Source organism: Angustibacter sp. Root456 (genome assembly GCF_001426435.1).
GTDB lineage: Bacteria > Actinomycetota > Actinomycetes > Actinomycetales > Angustibacteraceae > Angustibacter.
In genome coordinates this window covers 658176-673741 of sequence record NZ_LMER01000020.1, presented here as the reverse complement: position 1 = coordinate 673741, position 15566 = coordinate 658176, and the positions used below count along the sequence as shown (strand labels likewise).

The following is a 15566-nucleotide window of genomic DNA, read 5'->3' as shown; positions in this document are numbered from 1 at the left end:
GCCCCCGGCAAATTCCCAAGAACTTGCACGTCTGGCGTGCCCCAGACGTACGAATTCCCAAGAATTTGCCGGAGGGGGCGTCAGGCGGGGGTGACGGTGAGCCCGTCGGCCTCCCCGGCCGACCGGTCGACCAGCACCGTGTCACCGTCGCGGATCTCACCGGCGAGCAACGCGCGCGCCAGCCGGTCGCCGATCTCCTTGGCCACCAGGCGACGCAGCGGACGCGCGCCGTACGCCGGGTCGTACCCGGTGAGCGCCAGCCACTCGCGCGCGGCGTCGCTGACCTCGAGGCTCAGCCGGCGCTCGGCCAGGCGCTTGGCGAGCCGATCGACCTGCAGGTCGACGATCCTCCCGAGCTCTTCGATCGACAGCGCGTCGAAGATGACGACGTCGTCGAGCCGGTTGAGGAACTCCGGCTTGAACGCCGCCTGCACCGCGCTCATGACGGCGTCGTGCTTGGCCCGCTCGTCGAGGTTCGGGTCGACGAGGTACACCGAGCCGAGGTTCGACGTCAGCACGAGGATCACGTTGCGGAAGTCGACGGTGCGGCCCTGGCCGTCGGTCAGCCGGCCGTCGTCCAGCACCTGCAGCAGGATGTCGAACACGTCAGGGTGCGCCTTCTCGACCTCGTCGAGCAGCACCACCGAGTACGGCCGCCGGCGCACGGCCTCGGTGAGCTGGCCGCCCTCGTCGTAGCCGACGTACCCGGGCGGGGCGCCGACGAGCCGCGAGACGGTGTGCTTCTCGCCGTACTCGCTCATGTCGATGCGCACCATGGCCCGCTCGTCGTCGAACAGGAAGTCCGCGAGCGCCTTGGCCAGCTCGGTCTTGCCGACGCCGGTGGGGCCGAGGAACAGGAACGAGCCGGTCGGGCGGTCGGGGTCGCTGATGCCCGCGCGCGAACGGCGGACGGCGTCGCTGACCGCCTCGACGGCGCTCCGCTGGCCGATCAGCCGGCCACCGAGCACCTCCTCCATGCGCAGGAGCTTCTCGGTCTCACCCTCGAGTAGGCGGCCGGCGGGGATGCCGGTCCAGGCCGCGACGACGTCGGCGACGTCGTCCGGGCCGACCTCCTCCTTCACCATCGGCTCGGACGCGCCGGTGCCCTCTGCCGTGGCCTCGGCTGCCTGCGCCTCGGCGAGCTCGCGCTCGATCTCGGGGATACGGCCGTAGAGCAGTGCGGACGCGGCGGCGAGATCGCCCTCGCGCTGCAGCCGGTCGGCCTGCGACCGGACGTCGTCGAGCTGGCTCTTCAGCTCACCGACCCGGTTGAGCCCGGCTTTCTCCTGCTCCCAGCGGGCCGTGAGCGCGGCGAGCTGCTCGCTGCGGTCGGCGAGGTCCTTACGCAGCCGGGCGAGGCGCTCGCGCGAGGCGTCGTCGTCCTCCTTCTCGAGGGCGAGCTCCTCCATCTTGAGCCGGTCGACGGCGCGGCGCAGCTCGTCGATCTCGACCGGCGAGGAGTCGATCTCCATCCGCAGGCGCGACGCGGCCTCGTCGACGAGGTCGATCGCCTTGTCGGGCAGCTGGCGGCCGGTGATGTAGCGGTCCGACAGCGAGGCGGCCGCGACGAGCGCGGAGTCGGCGATGGCCACCTTGTGGTGCGCCTCGTAGCGCTCCTTGAGCCCGCGCAGGATCGCGATGGTGTCGGTGACGCTGGGCTCGCCGACGAAGACCTGCTGGAAGCGCCGCTCGAGCGCCGGGTCCTTCTCGATGCGCTGGCGGTACTCGTCGAGCGTGGTGGCGCCGACGAGGCGCAGCTCACCGCGGGCGAGCATCGGCTTGAGCATGTTGCCGGCGTCCATGGCGCCCTCACCGGACGCACCCGCGCCGACGACGGTGTGCAGCTCGTCGATGAAGGTGACGATCTGCCCCTCGGAGCCCTTGATCTCCTCGAGCACGGCCTTGAGCCGCTCCTCGAACTCGCCGCGGTACTTGGCGCCGGCGACCATGGCGCCGAGGTCGAGCGAGATCAACCGCTTGTCGCGCAACGACTCCGGCACGTCGCCGTCGACGATGCGCTGCGCCAGACCCTCGACGACGGCGGTCTTGCCGACGCCCGGCTCGCCGATGAGCACGGGGTTGTTCTTGGTGCGGCGGCTGAGCACCTGCACCACGCGGCGGATCTCGCTGTCACGGCCGATCACCGGGTCGAGCTTGCCCTCGCGGGCTGCGGCGGTGAGGTCGACGCCGTACTTGCTCAGCGCGTCGTAGGTCGCCTCGGGGTCGGGGCTCGTCACCTTGGCGCCGCCGCGGATCTTGGGGAGCGCGTCGAGCAGGCCCTCGCGGGTCACACCCGCCGACTTGAGCGCCTGGCCGACGGGGCCGACGTCCGCCGCGAGACCCAAGAGCAGGTGCTCGGTGGAGACGTACTGGTCGCCGAGGGCCTCGGCCTCCTCCTTCGCCGCGTTCAGCACGGTGAGCGTGCCGCGGGAGGGCGCCGCCGGGCCGACCGTGGCGCCGGTGGCGGACGGCAGGGCGGCGAGCGCGCGGTCGACCGCGGCCTTGAGGGACGCCGGGTCGGCTCCCACGGCCTGCACGAGCGGACGCGTCGTGCCGTCGGTCTGGGCGAGCAGCGCCGACGCCAGGTGGGCCGGCTCGACGTGCGGGTGGCCGCCGGCCGACGCCGTGCGGACGGCGTCCGACAGCGCCTCCTGGCTGCGGGTGGTGAGGTCCATGCAGGTGCTCCTGGGGGTCACGCGGAAGGGTTCACCGGTGTCAACGCGCACGAAGTTGAGTGTGTTCCGCTCAACTGTGACTGAGTCTAGCCGCGCGCGCCGCCTGGTGCGGCGCGGCAGGATGGGCGGCCAGGAGGTGGGCATGGACCTCGACGAGGCCGTCGACGAGCTGTACGCGCTGGCACCTGGCGAGTTCACGGCGCGCCGCGACGCCCTGGCGGCCGACGCCAAGCGGGACGGCGACACCGGGCTGGCGAAGCAGCTGAAGGCGCTCCGGCGGCCGACCGCCGGGGCCTACGCCGTCAACCAGCTGGCGCGCGACGCCGCCGCCGAGCTCGCCGCCTACCTGGAGCTGGGCGCACGCCTGCGCGACGCCCAGGCCGGGTTGAAGGGCGACGACCTGCGGGCCCTCGGGCACGAGCGGCAGCGCGCCGCAGCCGGGTTGGTCGAGACCGCCGTCGGGCTGGTCGACGGTGGGTTGAGCGACGCCGGGCGGCAGGAGGTCGAGGCGACGCTGCGCGCGGCGGTCGCCGACGTCGCGGCGTCCGAGGCGGTGGCGTCCGGACGCCTCACCAAGGCCCTGGCGTACGCCGGGTTCGGCGAGGTCGACCTCACCGCGGCCACAGCCACGCCGCTCACCGGGCGGGGTCCGGCGAAGGCGTCACCCGAGAAGCCCCGGGAGAAGGCGCGGGAGAAGCCCCGGGAGCAGGCGCGGGAGACGGAGCGGGAGACGGAGCGGGAGAGGTCGCGACCGCCGTCGCCGGGACGGGCGAAGGCGGGGGCGTCGCGGGGCGACCAGGTGCTGGCTCAGCGTCGCGATCAGGCGGCGCGCGACCTCGACGAGGCCGAGCGCGCCGTCGAGGAGGCTCGGCAGGCTGCCGCGGCGGCCGAGGCCGAGCAGCAGCAGGCCGAGCAGGTGCAGTCGCAGGCCGAGGCGCACGTCGACGACCTGCGCGAGCAGCTCGCCCAGGCCCGCTTCGCCGTCCGGGACGCCCAGCGGCGGGCGACGACCGCGGCGTCCGGGCGCGCGGCGGCTGACAAGGCGTTGGGCGCCGCCGAGAAGGCGGCCCGGCGCGCCCGCGATCGCGTCGCCCACCTCACCGAGCGCCCGCCCCGGTGATCACGTTAAGGGGGTGGGCCAGCACTTCACGCGGCGTGCAACCCGTGCGAAGTGCTCGTGAACCTACTTCACGTGATCAACTTCGCGGGGCGCCGCGGCGGGGGTGGGCTCGTCGGTGCGGGCGAGGAAGAAGATGCCCAGCAGCACCGCTCCGAGGCCGATGACCTCGGCGGTCACCGACGCGAGGTCGCCGGGCGGCCGCTCGGCGTACACGACGATGCCGAAGACCAGGCTCACCAGCGGGTTCACCATGTTGAGCATGGGCAGGTAGTCGGGCAGCCGGGTGCGGTTGTAGGCCCGCTGGTTGAGCAGGAAGCCGAGCGGTCCCAGGACGCACACGGCGTACGCCGGCCACGAGCTCAGCACCTCGCCCGCGCTCCACGCCTCGGTGGCTGCCTTGATCGACCCCGCCACGAGCCCGAAGACGATGCCCGCCGCCGTCCCCATGAGCAGGCCCGCCCACGGCCTGAAGCGCACCGACGCCCACACGAAGGTGGCGGTCAGCGCCAGACCGACGCCGATGAGCACGGCCGCGTGGCCGTCGTCCGGGGCAGGAACGCCGTCCGTCGAGCCTGCGGCGGTGAGGAACAGCGCGAGCCCGGCGGCGGTGATGGCGCCCCAGGTGAGGGTGCGGCGCGAGGGCCACTGGTGGTCGAGCGCGTCGCGGAAGACCAGGGAGAAGAACAGACCGGTGACCACGAGCGGCTGCACCAGCGACAGCGAGCCGAGGTGCAGCGCGACGACGTGCAGCCCAAGACCCAGCAGGCTCGCCGCCATGCCGAGCAGCCACCGCCACTGCGTCACGACGTGGCGCAGAAGGCGCAGGTAGCCCACGCCGTCGTCCGCGCCGGACGCGCCGTGGTGCATGAGCGCGGTCGACCAGCCGAACGCGATGGCGGCCGCCAGCGCGACCAGCACCGCGGCGGCGCTCATCGCTCGACCTCCCCCGTGCATCGCATACTCCCGAGCATGCCGCACCGCGGCGGCCACTTCTCGAGGGTTTCTGCCACTTGCCGAGGGGTGCAACCCTCGGCATGCGGAGTGTCACCCACTGAACGTGATCAACGGGAGAGGTGGCGGGCGAGGAGCTGGGCGAGGTGCACGCCCTGCCGCGACGCGAGGTCGTCGAGCTGGGTGCGGCACGAGAAGCCGTCGGCGAGCACCACGCCGCCGTCGCCCAGCTCACGCACGGCGGGCAGCAGCTGGGTCTCGGCCACCGCCACCGACGTCTCGTGGTGCCCGCGCTCGACGCCCCAGTTGCCGGCGAGGCCGCAGCAGCCGCCGAGGCGCTGGACGTCGGCGCCGGCCTCGTCGAGCAGCGCCGCATCGGCCTGCCACCCCATCACGGCGTGGTGGTGGCAGTGCGGCTGGGCGACCGCGCGCTCGCCACCGAGATCGGGCGGCGACCAGTCCGGCGTCCGGCGCAGCAGCTCGGCGAGCGTGACCGTGGCGTCCGCGACCTCGCGGGCGGCGGCCAGCTCGTCGTCCGGCAGCAGCTCGAGGACGTCGGAGCGCAGCACCCCCGTGCACGACGGCTCCAGGCCCAGCACGGCAGCCCCGCCGCGCACGTGCGGCAGCAGCGCCTGCACCGTCGCCGACGCCTGCTTGCGAGCGCCGTCGAGCTGGCCCGTCGACACCCACGTGAGCCCGCAGCAGACCGGCTCGCTCGTGACGCGCACGCGGTAGCCGGCGTCCTCGAGCACCGCCACCGCGGCCTGGCCGACGTCGGGCGAGAACGCGTCGGTGAAGGTGTCGACGAACAGCACGACGTCGCCGTGCCGGGCAGGGCGCGATGGCGCCTCGCGCGAGGCGAACCACTGGCGGAAGGTGTGCGGCGCGAACGTCGGCAGCGACCTGCGCGCGTCGACGCCGGCCGCCCAGGTGACGAGCGGGTGCACCAGCCGCACGCGCATCATGAGGTTGGCCAGCCGGGTGAGCCCCGGCACGCGGGCGACGAGCCGGGTCCAGCGCGGCAGCCACCCGAGCGCGTAGTGCGAGCGCGGGCGCAGCCGGCCGCGCCAGCGTTGGTGCAGGTACTCCGCCTTGTACGACGCCATGTCGACGCCGGTGGGGCAGTCTGACGAGCAGCCCTTGCACGACAGGCAGAGGTCGAGCGCGTCGTGCACCGCCTCCGACCGCCAGGGGTCGGGGCCGAGGTGGCCGGCGACGGCGTCCTGCAGCACGCGCGAGCGCCCGCGCGTGGTGTCCTTCTCGTCCTTGGTGGCGAGGTACGACGGGCACATGACGCCGCCGGTGCCGGTGGTGTCGGCCCGGCACTTGCCGACACCGGTGCACCGGTGCACCGCCATCGACAGGTCGCCCCGGTCGTGCCGGTACGCCAGACCGAGCGACTGCCGGTACGGCGGCGCGTGGGCGACGCGGACGTCGGCGTCGAGCGGCAGGGGGTCGACGACCACTCCGGGGTTCAGCAGGTTGTCGGGGTCGAGCACCGTCTTGACCCGGCCGAACAGCGCGATGGCCTCGCGGGAGTACATCAGCGGCAGCAGCTCGCTGCGGGCGCGGCCGTCCCCGTGCTCCCCCGACATCGAGCCCCCGTGCGCGGCGGCCAACCTTCCGGCGTCCAGCATGAAGTCGCGGAACACGCGCGTGCCCGAGCGGAACGGGAAGTCGATGCGGATGTGCACGCAGCCGTCACCGAAGTGGCCGTACGGCAGGCCGTCGAGCCCGTACCCCGCCATGAGGTCGTCGAACTCGCGCAGGTAGTCCCCGAGGCGGTCGGGCGGGACGGCGGCGTCCTCCCAGCCCGAGTGGGCCGGCTCGCCCGCGGGAGTTCGCGCCGACAGGCCGGCGCCGTCCTCGCGAATGCGCCACAACGCGGCGGCCTGCCCCGCGTGGTCGACCACACGCGCGTCCAGCGCCCCCGCCTCGCCGACGACGCGACGGGCGGCGTCCTGCAGGGCGCGCGGGTCGTCACCAGCGAGCTCCACGAACAGCCAGCCGTCGCCGTCCGGGAGGTCGGGCACCGCCGACGGGCCGCGCCGGTCACGCACGACGTCGACGATCCGGCGGTCGAGCCCCTCGCAGGCGACGGGCTCGTGCTCGAGCAACGCCGGGACGGCGTCCGCCGCGTCCGCCATCGACGGGTAACCCAGGACGACGAGCACCCGGTGGGTGGGATCGCGCACCAGGCGCACCCGCGCGGCCAGCGTGAGCGCGAGCGTGCCCTCGGTGCCGACGAGGAACCGCGCGACGTCGAAGCCGTTCTCGGGCAACAGGTGCTCGAGCGAGTAGCCCGACACCTGACGCCGGAACCGGCCGAACTCCGTGCGCACCACGGCCAGGTCGGCGTCGATGACCCGGCGCAAGGCGTCGAGCGTCGGCGAGGCCGTGGTGGCCTGCGTGCGGCCGTCGAGGCGCCCCACGGTGAGCCGCTCACCCCTGGCCGTGACGACGTCGAGACCGAGCACGTTGTCGCTGGTGCGGCCGTACGCCAGAGCCCTCGAACCGCAAGCGTTGTTGCCGATCATGCCGCCGAAGGTGGCGCGGTTGTGAGTCGACGGATCGGGCCCGAAACGCCACCCCGACGGCTGCACCTGCTGCTGCAGCGCGGCGTGCACCACACCGGGCTCGACCAGCGCCGTCCCCGCCTCGGTGTCGACGTCCAGCACGCGGTTGAGGTGGCGCGAGACGTCGACCACGACGCCGGCCCCTACCGCGTTGCCGGCGATCGAGGTGCCCGCGCCCCGCATGGTCACCGGGACGCCGAGGCTGCGGCAGACCTCCATCGTGGCGAGGACCTCGTCGACGTGCTGCGGCACCACCACCGCTCGAGGCGGGACGCGGTACAGCGAGGCGTCCGAGGAGTAGAGCGTGCGACGCAGCTCGCTGTCGTCGACCTCCGCGACCCCGGCGCGCCGCAGTTCCTCGACGAGCTCGCTCACGGCGGAAGCCTACGTCGCACCCGCCGTTGCCGCGGGTGCGGGAGTGAGGCAGTCTCAGCACGTGGCCGCCGAGACCGTGTTCACGTACGCCGCCCCCGGCCTGAAGTTCGGCCCCGGCGCCAGCGCCGAGCTCGCCCACGACCTGGCGGCGCTCGGCTGCCGGCGCGTGCTGCTGGTGACCGATCCGGGCGTGCTGGCCACCGGGGCACCGGAACGCATCGTCGACCTGCTGCGCGCCGGCGGCGTGGACGTCGAGGTGTACGCCGACGTCCACGTCGAGCCCACCGACCGCAGCCTCCAGGACGCCGTCGAGCACGCCCGTGTCCTGAGCCGCGTCGACGGGGTGGTCGCAGTCGGGGGCGGGTCGAGCATCGACACCGCCAAGGCGGTCAACCTCATGCTCTGCGCCCCCGGCGAGCTGATGGACTACGTCAACGCCCCCATCGGCAACGGCCAGGCGCCACCCACGGACCTGCTGCCGCTCGTCGCCGTTCCCACCACGACGGGTACCGGCGCGGAGTCCACGACCGTGTGCGTGCTGGACGTGCTGGCCCGCAAGGTCAAGACCGGCATCAGCCACGCGCGGCTGCGCCCGACGCTCGCGGTGATCGACCCGGAGCTCACCATGTCGCAGCCGGCCGGCGTCACCGCGAGCGCCGGCATGGACATCCTGTGCCACGCGCTCGAGAGCTACACCGCGCGTCCGTACGCGACCTTCGAGCGCAAGCGGGCTGACGAGCGGGTGCCCTACTGCGGCGCCAACCCCATCTCCGACATGTGGGCGGAGCGCGCCATGTCGCTGCTCGCGCAGTCGTTCCGGCGCGCCGTGACCGACGGAGGCGACGTCGGCGCGCGTACCGACATGGCCCTCGCCGCCACGTTCGCCGGGCTGGGCTTCGGCAACGCCGGTGTGCACGTGCCGCACGCCAACGCCTACCCGGTGGCGGGCCAGGTGCGCGAGTTCCGCGCCGAGGGCTACCCCGGCGACGGGCCCCTCGTGCCGCACGGCATGTCGGTGGCGATGACCGCGCCCGAGTCGTTCCGCTTCACCTACTCTGCCAACCCCGACCGGCACGTGCGCGCCGCTGAGCTGCTGGCGCCCGGCGTCCGGTGCGATGACGCCGTCGACCTGCTGCCGACGGCGCTGACCGAGCTCATGCGCGACATCGGGCTGCCGAGCGGGCTGGCCGAGCTGGGGTTCGGCGCCGACGACGTCCCGGCTCTCGTCGAGGGGTCGCTGGCCCAGCCCCGGTTGCTGTCGATCAGTCCCCGGCCGGTGGAGGCCGACGACCTCGCGACGATCTTCAGCCGTTCGATGCAGAACTGGTGAGGTCGGCGAGCGCGTCACGCACCGCCTGCGGCACAGGCACCGGACGCCGCGTGCCGGGGTCGACGTACACGTGCACGAAGCGGCCCACCGCGGCAGGGTCGGCCGCGCCGACCCGGAACACCGCGAGGCGGTAGGTCACGCTGCTCGTGCCGAGCCGCTCGACGGCGATCCCGACCTCCAGCGCCTGCGGGAAGCCCACCTGCGCCAGGTAGCGGCAGGACGTCTCCGCGACGACGCCGATCGCCGGCAGGTCGCGGACGTCGCTGCCGAGCCGTTGCATCAGCAGGCCGTTCACCGCGGTGTCGAACCACGAGTAGTAGACGACGTTGTTGGCATGGCCGTACTGGTCGTTGTCGGCCCACCGCGTCTGCGTCGGCCACCACACGGTGAAGTCCGTGCGCGGGGGGACGTCACGCGGGGCAGCGGTCATGCCGCCACCCTGCCACGACGGCAGAGCGCTACAGCGCCGCCATCTTGCGGAACGGGCTGACGACCCGCACCACCTGCGTGCCGAAGTCGACCGTGACCGCGTCGGCGTCGGTGCTCACGACGCGGCCGACGCCGTACACGTCGTGGTTGACCTGGTCACCGCACTCGAAGTGCGGCACCACCGCCTCCGGCTGGGGTCGGAAGGGGCTCGTGGCGAGGGTCCGCCGCCGCGCGGGCGTTGTAGTCATCACCTTGAGTATGCGCCTTCCGGGGCCCTCAAGGGAACAGGAGCCGTCAGCCGACGCCCAGGCCCGCCTCGCGGGCCCGCACGATCGCGGCCGATCGGTCGGGCACGGCCAGCTTGGTGAGCACGTTGGAGACGTGGTTGCGCACCGTCTTCGGGCTGAGCACCAGCCGGCGCGAGATCGACGTGTTGTCGAGGCCGCGCGCGAGCAGGTCGAGCACCTCGAGCTCGCGCTCGGTGAGCGACGGGAACGGCGAGACGGACGGCCGAGCACCGGTCAGCTGGGCCAGCGCGCGCGCGGCGATCGCGGGCCCGAGGATCACCTCGCCGTTGGCGACGGCCCGCACTGCCCGTTCGACCTCCGCCGGTGTCGCTCCCTTGAGCAGGTAACCGCGCGCTCCGGCGCGCACCGAGGCCACCACGGAGTCGTCGTCCTCGAGCATCGTCACGACCAGCACGCGCAGGTCGGGGTGCTGTCGCACCAGCTCGCGGGTGGTCTCGACGCCCGAGTCGGCGCCGAGGTGCAGGTCCATGAGCACCACGTCGACGGGGTCGACGGCGGCGTCGACCACGGCGAAGGCCGCCTCGGCGCTGTCGGCCTGGCCGGCCACCTCGATGCCGTCCAGGCTGCCGAGCATCGCGGCCATGCCCAGCCGGAACATCGGGTGGTCGTCGACGACGACCACGCGGATCGTCGTCACGCGAGGCTCAGCGGGAGCTGCGCGCGAACGGACGTGCCCCGAGGCGCCCGCGGCTCGATGGTCAGCGTGCCGCCCTGCTCCTCGGCGCGCTCGCGCATCGACGTCGTGCCGACGCCTGCGACGGCCGACGCCGCAACGCCGGTGCCGTCGTCCTCGACCAGGGCGACGAGCTCGTCGTCGACGACGCCGACGGCCACCCAGCACCGCCCCGCCGCTGCGTGCCGCACGACGTTCGTGACCGCCTCGGCCACGACGCCGTAGACCGCTGCGGCGACGTCGCGAGGCAGGTCCGAGGGCACGCTGCAGTCGAGCCGCACCTCGAGGCCGCCCTCGCGCTGGCGCTGGGCGAGGTCGTCGAGCGCCGCGGCGAGGCCGAGCTCGTCGAGCACCGGTGGCAGCAGGCTGCGCGAGAGCTGACGGACGTCCTCGACCTGGTGGTCGAGCTCAGCCTGCAGGGTGGCCAGCAGCTCGGCCGCGGCGGCCGGGTCGGTCTCGACGACGTTGCGCGCCGCCTGCAGGCCGAGCCGGATGCCGGCCAGCGACGGCCCCAGCCCGTCGTGCAGCTCGCGACGGATCACCCGGCGCTCCTGCAGCCGCACCGTGGTGAGCCGGTCGCGCGCGTCGTCGAGGTCGCGCGAGGCCCGCGCCAGCGCGACTCCCGCCGCGACGACGGCGGCGAGCTCGTCGAGCGCGCGACGGGAGCGGACGTCGAGGGCCTCGCCGGCGGGGGCCGTGACCCGCAGCTCGCCGACATCCGCGGCGCGGTGCCTCAGCCGGACGACGTCCGGTGCGGCGGTCGCCACGCCACGCGAGGCGGTCACGCCGTCCGCTGTCACGAGCTCGGCCGACTCGAGCCGCAGCGCCTCGGCGACGCTGGCGACCAGCCCGTCGAGCAGCTCGTCGGTGGTCTGCGCCGACCCCAGCTGCGCACCGAGGCGACGCACGGCCCGCTGGGGGTCGGCCGCCTCGCCGTGCACGAGCCGCTGCACCCGGCGCTGAAGCCACAGGCGCGAGGGCTGCACGGCGACCGCTACCGCCGCCGCGGCCGCGACCTGGCTCGCCCCCTGACCCGGCACCAGCCGGGCGATCACGGCCGCGACGACGACGTAGACGACCACGAGGACGACGGTCAGCACGCCACCCAGCACGGCCCGGCTGATGCTGAGGTCGATACCCCACATCCGTTGCCGCAGAACGGCGACGAGGACGGCAGCGGGGAAGAACGCCTGGGCCAGCAGGTGCAGCACCGGCACCGACCAGATCGGCAGCCGCTCGGCGGCGGGCACGGCGAGGGGCACGAACGACAACGCCATGATCGCGGTGCCGATGGCGAGCCACCCGAGGCCCACCCGCTCGCTGAGCGGCCCGCGCGCCCAGCGCCAGGTGGTGTCCGCCGCCGCGATCAGCCCGACGGCCACCGTGGCGGCAGCCAGCGGCGCGATGGGCACCGGGGAGTCGAGGGCCGAGGTCACGGTGAAGGTCACGGTGACCGCCACGCCGAGCCCGAGCCCGGCGCGGGCGCCCAGACCGAGCCGGTGGTCGCGCACCAGCCAGGGCACGACGAGGAACAGGCCGAGCGTGCCCGGCACCCAGGCGACCCCGTTGAGCCGCAGCACCTGCTCGACCAGCGGGAGCCCGGTGTACCGCATCCCGAGCGATCCGTAGGCGAAGGCGAACGCCGTGGCCGCGCCACCGAGCGCGGTCACCGCGAGCACACCGGGAACGGCGTGGCGACGTCGGGAGAGCACGATCCCCGCCACGAGGCCGTAGACGCAGCCCACCATCGCGTCGACGACGAAGAACCACAGGTCAACGGTGAGTGGCGGGCGCGCGGTGACGAGGATGACGAGCGCGAGCACGACGACGCCCCACGCGGTGACTGCGATCGCAGCCGCCGTGCGGGGCAGGCCCTCCGACCGCGGCGAAGCGGACTGAGGGGTCGAAGCGTGCGAACCCGGCGCGGTGAGCGCGGGGACGGCGCTCACGGTGACGGCCTCCATGAGCCCAGGACTGTATTGGCGCCCAGGGAGGCCGTCACCGGGTTTGGCGATGTCGGTGACATCAGCTGGCGTCAGGCTCGGCGAGCGCGGTCACCGAAGGTGAAGCCGACGGCCGCCACCAGCAGCCAGAGCGGGCCGACCATGCCGGCCATGTACTGCAGCGGGGAGAGGCCGAAAAGCAGCGTCAGGCCGCCGAGGACGACGCTCACCCAGCCGATCCAACGGGGCGCGGCCGCGTGCCGCAGAGCAGCGACGGCGACGGCCAGGCCGGTGAGGCCCGCGCCCATCCAGAGCCACGGGATCGTGCCGACCCAGTGGCCGAAGAACGCAGCCGACTCCGGCACCATCTGCTCGTCCTGGGCGAGGCCGAAGACGAACTCGGTGGTCAGGCCGGCGCCCATGAGGCCGGCGACGGTGACCAGGCCGAGGCCGGACGCCGCCACCGTCGGCAGCAGCGACTGCGCCGGGGCCTGCGCCCGCAGCCGGCGCTGCAGACCGGCCGCGAAGACGACGGTCAGCGCGACCGCGATCATCGTGGCGGTGTGGAACACCAGGATCTGCGGGACCTGCTCGGCGAGCCGGTCGACGATCTTGCCGGCGTCCCCCTCGGCCGAGGGGTCGTAGACCGCGTCGACCTGCATGCTGGCGCCGATGCCCACCAGGCCGGCGAGGCCCGCGCCGACACCGGCGACGGCCCAGCCGCGGCCGGGTGCGCCGTCCGCGGCGCGGGGGGAGGTGCGTGCCTCGAAGGGGTCGGCGGCGCCGACGAACTCGGGGCGGTTGGTGCTGGTGCTGGTCACGTCATGCTCCTCGTGCGGTGCGGGAGCGACGTTCGACGCGCCCGCGGGCTGCCCCGGCCGACGTCCGGCCCGGGGGCACCGGTGTGGTGCCAGGAGAGACGATGAGCCGGGACGCGTCCCGGGCACGAGGGACGCGTGTCCTGACCTCGCGGGCAACCTCTCCCACCCGACTTGTGACGACTTTCCGACCCTTCTCGGCTCGGGAAGGGTCGGAAAGTCGTCACAAGTCGGCGGGAGGGGTCAGCCGCGGGGGCGCCAGACCACGAGCGCGGAGGTCGGGCCGAACGCGGAACGGTCCGGGCGCCGTCCCGCGAGCAGCGAGACCACCTCGCCGCCGGGGCCGGCGGCGAACACTCGACGGGAGAGCCCGGCGCTGGCCTGCGCGCGCTCGAGCTCGGCGCTGAGCTCGAGCACCCGCGCCTGCAGGGCGTTCACGTGCGTCTCCAGCTCGAGGATCCGTTTGATGCCGGCCAGGCTGACGCCGTCTTGAGACAGCCGCTGCACCTCGCGCAGCGTCGCGACGTCGCGGGCGGAGTAGCGCCGCCCGCGACCGCGCGTGCGGTCGGGCGACACCAGGCCGATGCGGTCGTACTGCCGCAACGTCTGCGGGTGCATGCCGGCGAGCTGCGCCGCGACGGAGATGACGAAGACGGGGGTGTCGTCGTCGAGGTCGAGCTCGGCGCGCTCACCACGCCGCTGAGCCATGTCAGCCGCGACCCTTCGCCGCGCGGGCCATGAGCTCGGCCCGCGGGTCGTCACCCGAGGTCGCGGCGGCGTAGGCCTCGACGGCGGCCCGTGCCTCGTCGCTCAACCGTTGCGGCACAGCGACCTGGACCGTGACGAGCAGGTCGCCGGTGGTCTTGCCGCGATGCACGCCGCGACCCTTGACCCGCAGCACCCGGCCGGACGGCGTCCCCGCCGGCACCTTGACCCGCACCGTCGCCACAGCACCTTCAGCACCGAGCGTCGGCACCTCGATCTGCGCGCCGAGCGCCGCCTCGTCGAACGACACCGGCACGGTGACCGTGAGGTTGTCGCCCTGGCGGCCGAACACCGGGTCGGGCGTGACCGCCACGGTGATGAACATGTCGCCGCGCTCGGCACCGGCGTCGCCGACGCCTCCCTTGCCGCGCAGCCTGATCTTCTGACCGTCGCGCACGCCGGCCGGGATGCGGGTCGTCACGGTGCCGCCGTCCGGCGCGCGCAGCGTCACCGTGGAGCCGGTGACCGCGTCGCGGAACGGGATGGTCGTGGTGGCGTTGAGGTCGGCGCCGCGTCGGGGGCCGCGCGTGCCACCGAACCCGCCGAAGCCTCCACCGCCACCACCCATGCCGCGCAGGAGGTCCTCGAGGTCGACGGCCTGACCGCCGGTGTCGAACCGCATCCGACGGCCGCCGCCGGCGCCAGCGCCGGGTCCCCCCGCCCCGCCGAAGAGGCCGCCGAAGAGGTCCTCGAACCCACCGTTGCCGCCGGCGCCGCCCGGGGCGAACCGGGCGCCGCCGTGCGACATCGCGCGGATGGCGTCGTACTGCTGGCGCTGCTCAGGGTCGGAGAGCACCGCGTAGGCCTCGCCGATCTCCTTGAACTTCTCGTCGTTGCCCGCGTTGGCATCGGGGTGGTGCTTGCGCGCCAGCTTGCGGTACGCCTTCTTGATCGCCGACTCGTCGGCGTCCTTCGCGACGCCGAGCGTCGCGTAGAAGTCCTTCTCGAACCAGTCCTGCCCGGCCACCCGGCGCCTCCCTTCGCGTTCTCGCAGTAGCTACTCGGCGCTCGGCTGAGGGTCGGCCACCGCCACGCGCGCTGCGCGCAGGACGCGGTCGCCCACCTTGTAGCCCGGCTGCAGCACCTGCACCACCGTGGTGACGTCGGTGCCCTCGGCCAGCTCGGCCTGCGTGTGCATCAGCGCCTCGTGCACGGCGGGGTCGAACGCCTCGCCCGGCTCACCGAAGCGCTGCAGGCCGGCCCGGCCCAGCACCGCCTCGAGCTTGTCGGCGATCGCGGCGAACGGGCCGCCCTCGAGGTCACCGTGCTGGCGGGCCAGGTGGACGTCGTCCATCACCGGCAGCAGCGACTCCAGCACCGACGCGACGGCGTACTCGCGCGCGACGTCGCGGTCGCGCTCGACCCGCTTGCGGTAGTTGACGTACTCGGCCTGCAGGCGCTGCAGGTCTGCGAGCCGCTCGGCCGCGAGGTCCTGGTCGGGGGTCAGCCCGGAGGGCGCCTCCAGGGGAGCCTCGACCTCGGTCTCGTTCGCCATCTCACCACTCACGTCGGGTTGGGCCTCAGGAGTCGAATCGGTTGCGGCAGAGCCACTCTGGGACGAGCGGACCTGCCCGGTCTCGGGGTCGATCCGCCGCTTGTCGCG

13 protein-coding genes are annotated in these 15566 nt (G+C 73.9%); 2 read left to right on the top strand and 11 right to left on the bottom strand.

Annotated features, from left to right (window positions below):
* Window positions 1-80: 80 nt before the first annotated feature.
* Window positions 81-2675 (bottom strand): ATP-dependent chaperone ClpB, encoded by a 2595-nt coding sequence (gene clpB / locus ASD06_RS17820; RefSeq protein ID WP_056680780.1) that lies wholly within the window; start codon window positions 2673-2675, stop codon window positions 81-83.
* Between the two features lie 142 nt (window positions 2676-2817).
* Here clpB and ASD06_RS17815 point away from each other — a divergent pair, with 142 nt between their 5' ends.
* Window positions 2818-3795, top strand: a complete 978-nt coding sequence (locus ASD06_RS17815) for a hypothetical protein (protein WP_157371789.1) — start codon at window positions 2818-2820, stop codon at window positions 3793-3795.
* Between the two features lie 63 nt (window positions 3796-3858).
* Here the strand turns inward: ASD06_RS17815 and ASD06_RS17810 are convergent, their stop codons facing one another.
* Window positions 3859-4728 carry a DMT family transporter gene (locus ASD06_RS17810; RefSeq protein ID WP_056680774.1) on the bottom strand — a complete coding sequence of 290 codons (870 nt, stop codon included), beginning with the start codon at window positions 4726-4728 and terminating at the stop codon, window positions 3859-3861.
* A gap of 128 nt (window positions 4729-4856) precedes the next feature.
* Window positions 4857-7697: an FAD-binding and (Fe-S)-binding domain-containing protein gene (locus ASD06_RS17805; RefSeq protein WP_056680771.1), complete on the bottom strand. Its 2841-nt coding sequence runs from the start codon at window positions 7695-7697 to the stop codon at window positions 4857-4859.
* Between the two features lie 61 nt (window positions 7698-7758).
* Here ASD06_RS17805 and ASD06_RS17800 point away from each other — a divergent pair, with 61 nt between their 5' ends.
* Window positions 7759-9027 (top strand): hydroxyacid-oxoacid transhydrogenase, encoded by a 1269-nt coding sequence (locus ASD06_RS17800; RefSeq protein ID WP_157371788.1) that lies wholly within the window; start codon window positions 7759-7761, stop codon window positions 9025-9027.
* Here ASD06_RS17800 and ASD06_RS17795 read toward each other — a convergent pair.
* From ASD06_RS17795 to grpE, 8 genes are all read right to left on the bottom strand, one after another.
* A complete protein-coding gene (locus tag ASD06_RS17795; RefSeq protein ID WP_056680767.1) occupies window positions 9002-9457 on the bottom strand; it encodes a thioesterase family protein in 456 nt (151 codons plus the stop codon). The two genes, ASD06_RS17800 and ASD06_RS17795, sit on opposite strands and share 26 nt — an antisense overlap.
* 28 nt (window positions 9458-9485) lie before the next feature.
* Window positions 9486-9704: a hypothetical protein gene (locus ASD06_RS17790; RefSeq protein ID WP_056680764.1), complete on the bottom strand. Its 219-nt coding sequence runs from the start codon at window positions 9702-9704 to the stop codon at window positions 9486-9488.
* Window positions 9705-9750: 46 nt separating this feature from the next.
* Window positions 9751-10401 carry a response regulator transcription factor gene (locus ASD06_RS17785; RefSeq protein WP_056680761.1) on the bottom strand — a complete coding sequence of 217 codons (651 nt, stop codon included), beginning with the start codon at window positions 10399-10401 and terminating at the stop codon, window positions 9751-9753.
* Window positions 10398-12401: a sensor histidine kinase gene (locus ASD06_RS17780; RefSeq protein WP_082538179.1), complete on the bottom strand. Its 2004-nt coding sequence runs from the start codon at window positions 12399-12401 to the stop codon at window positions 10398-10400. The genes ASD06_RS17785 and ASD06_RS17780 overlap by 4 nt, the downstream gene beginning before the upstream one ends.
* A 71-nt stretch (window positions 12402-12472) precedes the next feature.
* Complete coding sequence (locus tag ASD06_RS17775; RefSeq protein WP_056680758.1) at window positions 12473-13201, bottom strand: hypothetical protein; 729 nt, start codon at window positions 13199-13201, stop codon at window positions 12473-12475.
* Between the two features lie 240 nt (window positions 13202-13441).
* Window positions 13442-13906, bottom strand: coding sequence for a heat shock protein transcriptional repressor HspR (locus ASD06_RS17770; RefSeq protein ID WP_056680755.1), 465 nt, complete (start codon window positions 13904-13906; stop codon window positions 13442-13444).
* 1 nt (window position 13907) lies between these two features.
* Window positions 13908-14930: a DnaJ C-terminal domain-containing protein gene (locus ASD06_RS17765; RefSeq protein WP_056680753.1), complete on the bottom strand. Its 1023-nt coding sequence runs from the start codon at window positions 14928-14930 to the stop codon at window positions 13908-13910.
* 30 nt (window positions 14931-14960) lie between these two features.
* Complete coding sequence (gene grpE / locus ASD06_RS17760) at window positions 14961-15458, bottom strand: nucleotide exchange factor GrpE (protein ID WP_235502382.1); 498 nt, start codon at window positions 15456-15458, stop codon at window positions 14961-14963.
* Window positions 15459-15566: the final 108 nt, after the last annotated feature.

Bases quoted from the DNA above. Each gene is read 5' to 3' on its own strand.
- ASD06_RS17795 (WP_056680767.1), bottom strand. From the start codon at position 9,457: ATGACCGCTGCCCCGCGTGACGTCCCCCCGCGCACGGACTTCACCGTG.
- ASD06_RS17810 (WP_056680774.1), bottom strand. From the start codon at position 4,728: ATGAGCGCCGCCGCGGTGCTGGTCGCGCTGGCGGCCGCCATCGCGTTC.
- ASD06_RS17780 (WP_082538179.1), bottom strand. From the start codon at position 12,401: ATGGAGGCCGTCACCGTGAGCGCCGTCCCCGCGCTCACCGCGCCGGGT.
- grpE (WP_235502382.1), bottom strand. From the start codon at position 15,458: ATGGCGAACGAGACCGAGGTCGAGGCTCCCCTGGAGGCGCCCTCCGGG.
- clpB (WP_056680780.1), bottom strand. From the start codon at position 2,675: ATGGACCTCACCACCCGCAGCCAGGAGGCGCTGTCGGACGCCGTCCGC.
- ASD06_RS17790 (WP_056680764.1), bottom strand. From the start codon at position 9,704: ATGACTACAACGCCCGCGCGGCGGCGGACCCTCGCCACGAGCCCCTTC.
- ASD06_RS17770 (WP_056680755.1), bottom strand. From the start codon at position 13,906: ATGGCTCAGCGGCGTGGTGAGCGCGCCGAGCTCGACCTCGACGACGAC.
- ASD06_RS17815 (WP_157371789.1), top strand. From the start codon at position 2,818: ATGGACCTCGACGAGGCCGTCGACGAGCTGTACGCGCTGGCACCTGGC.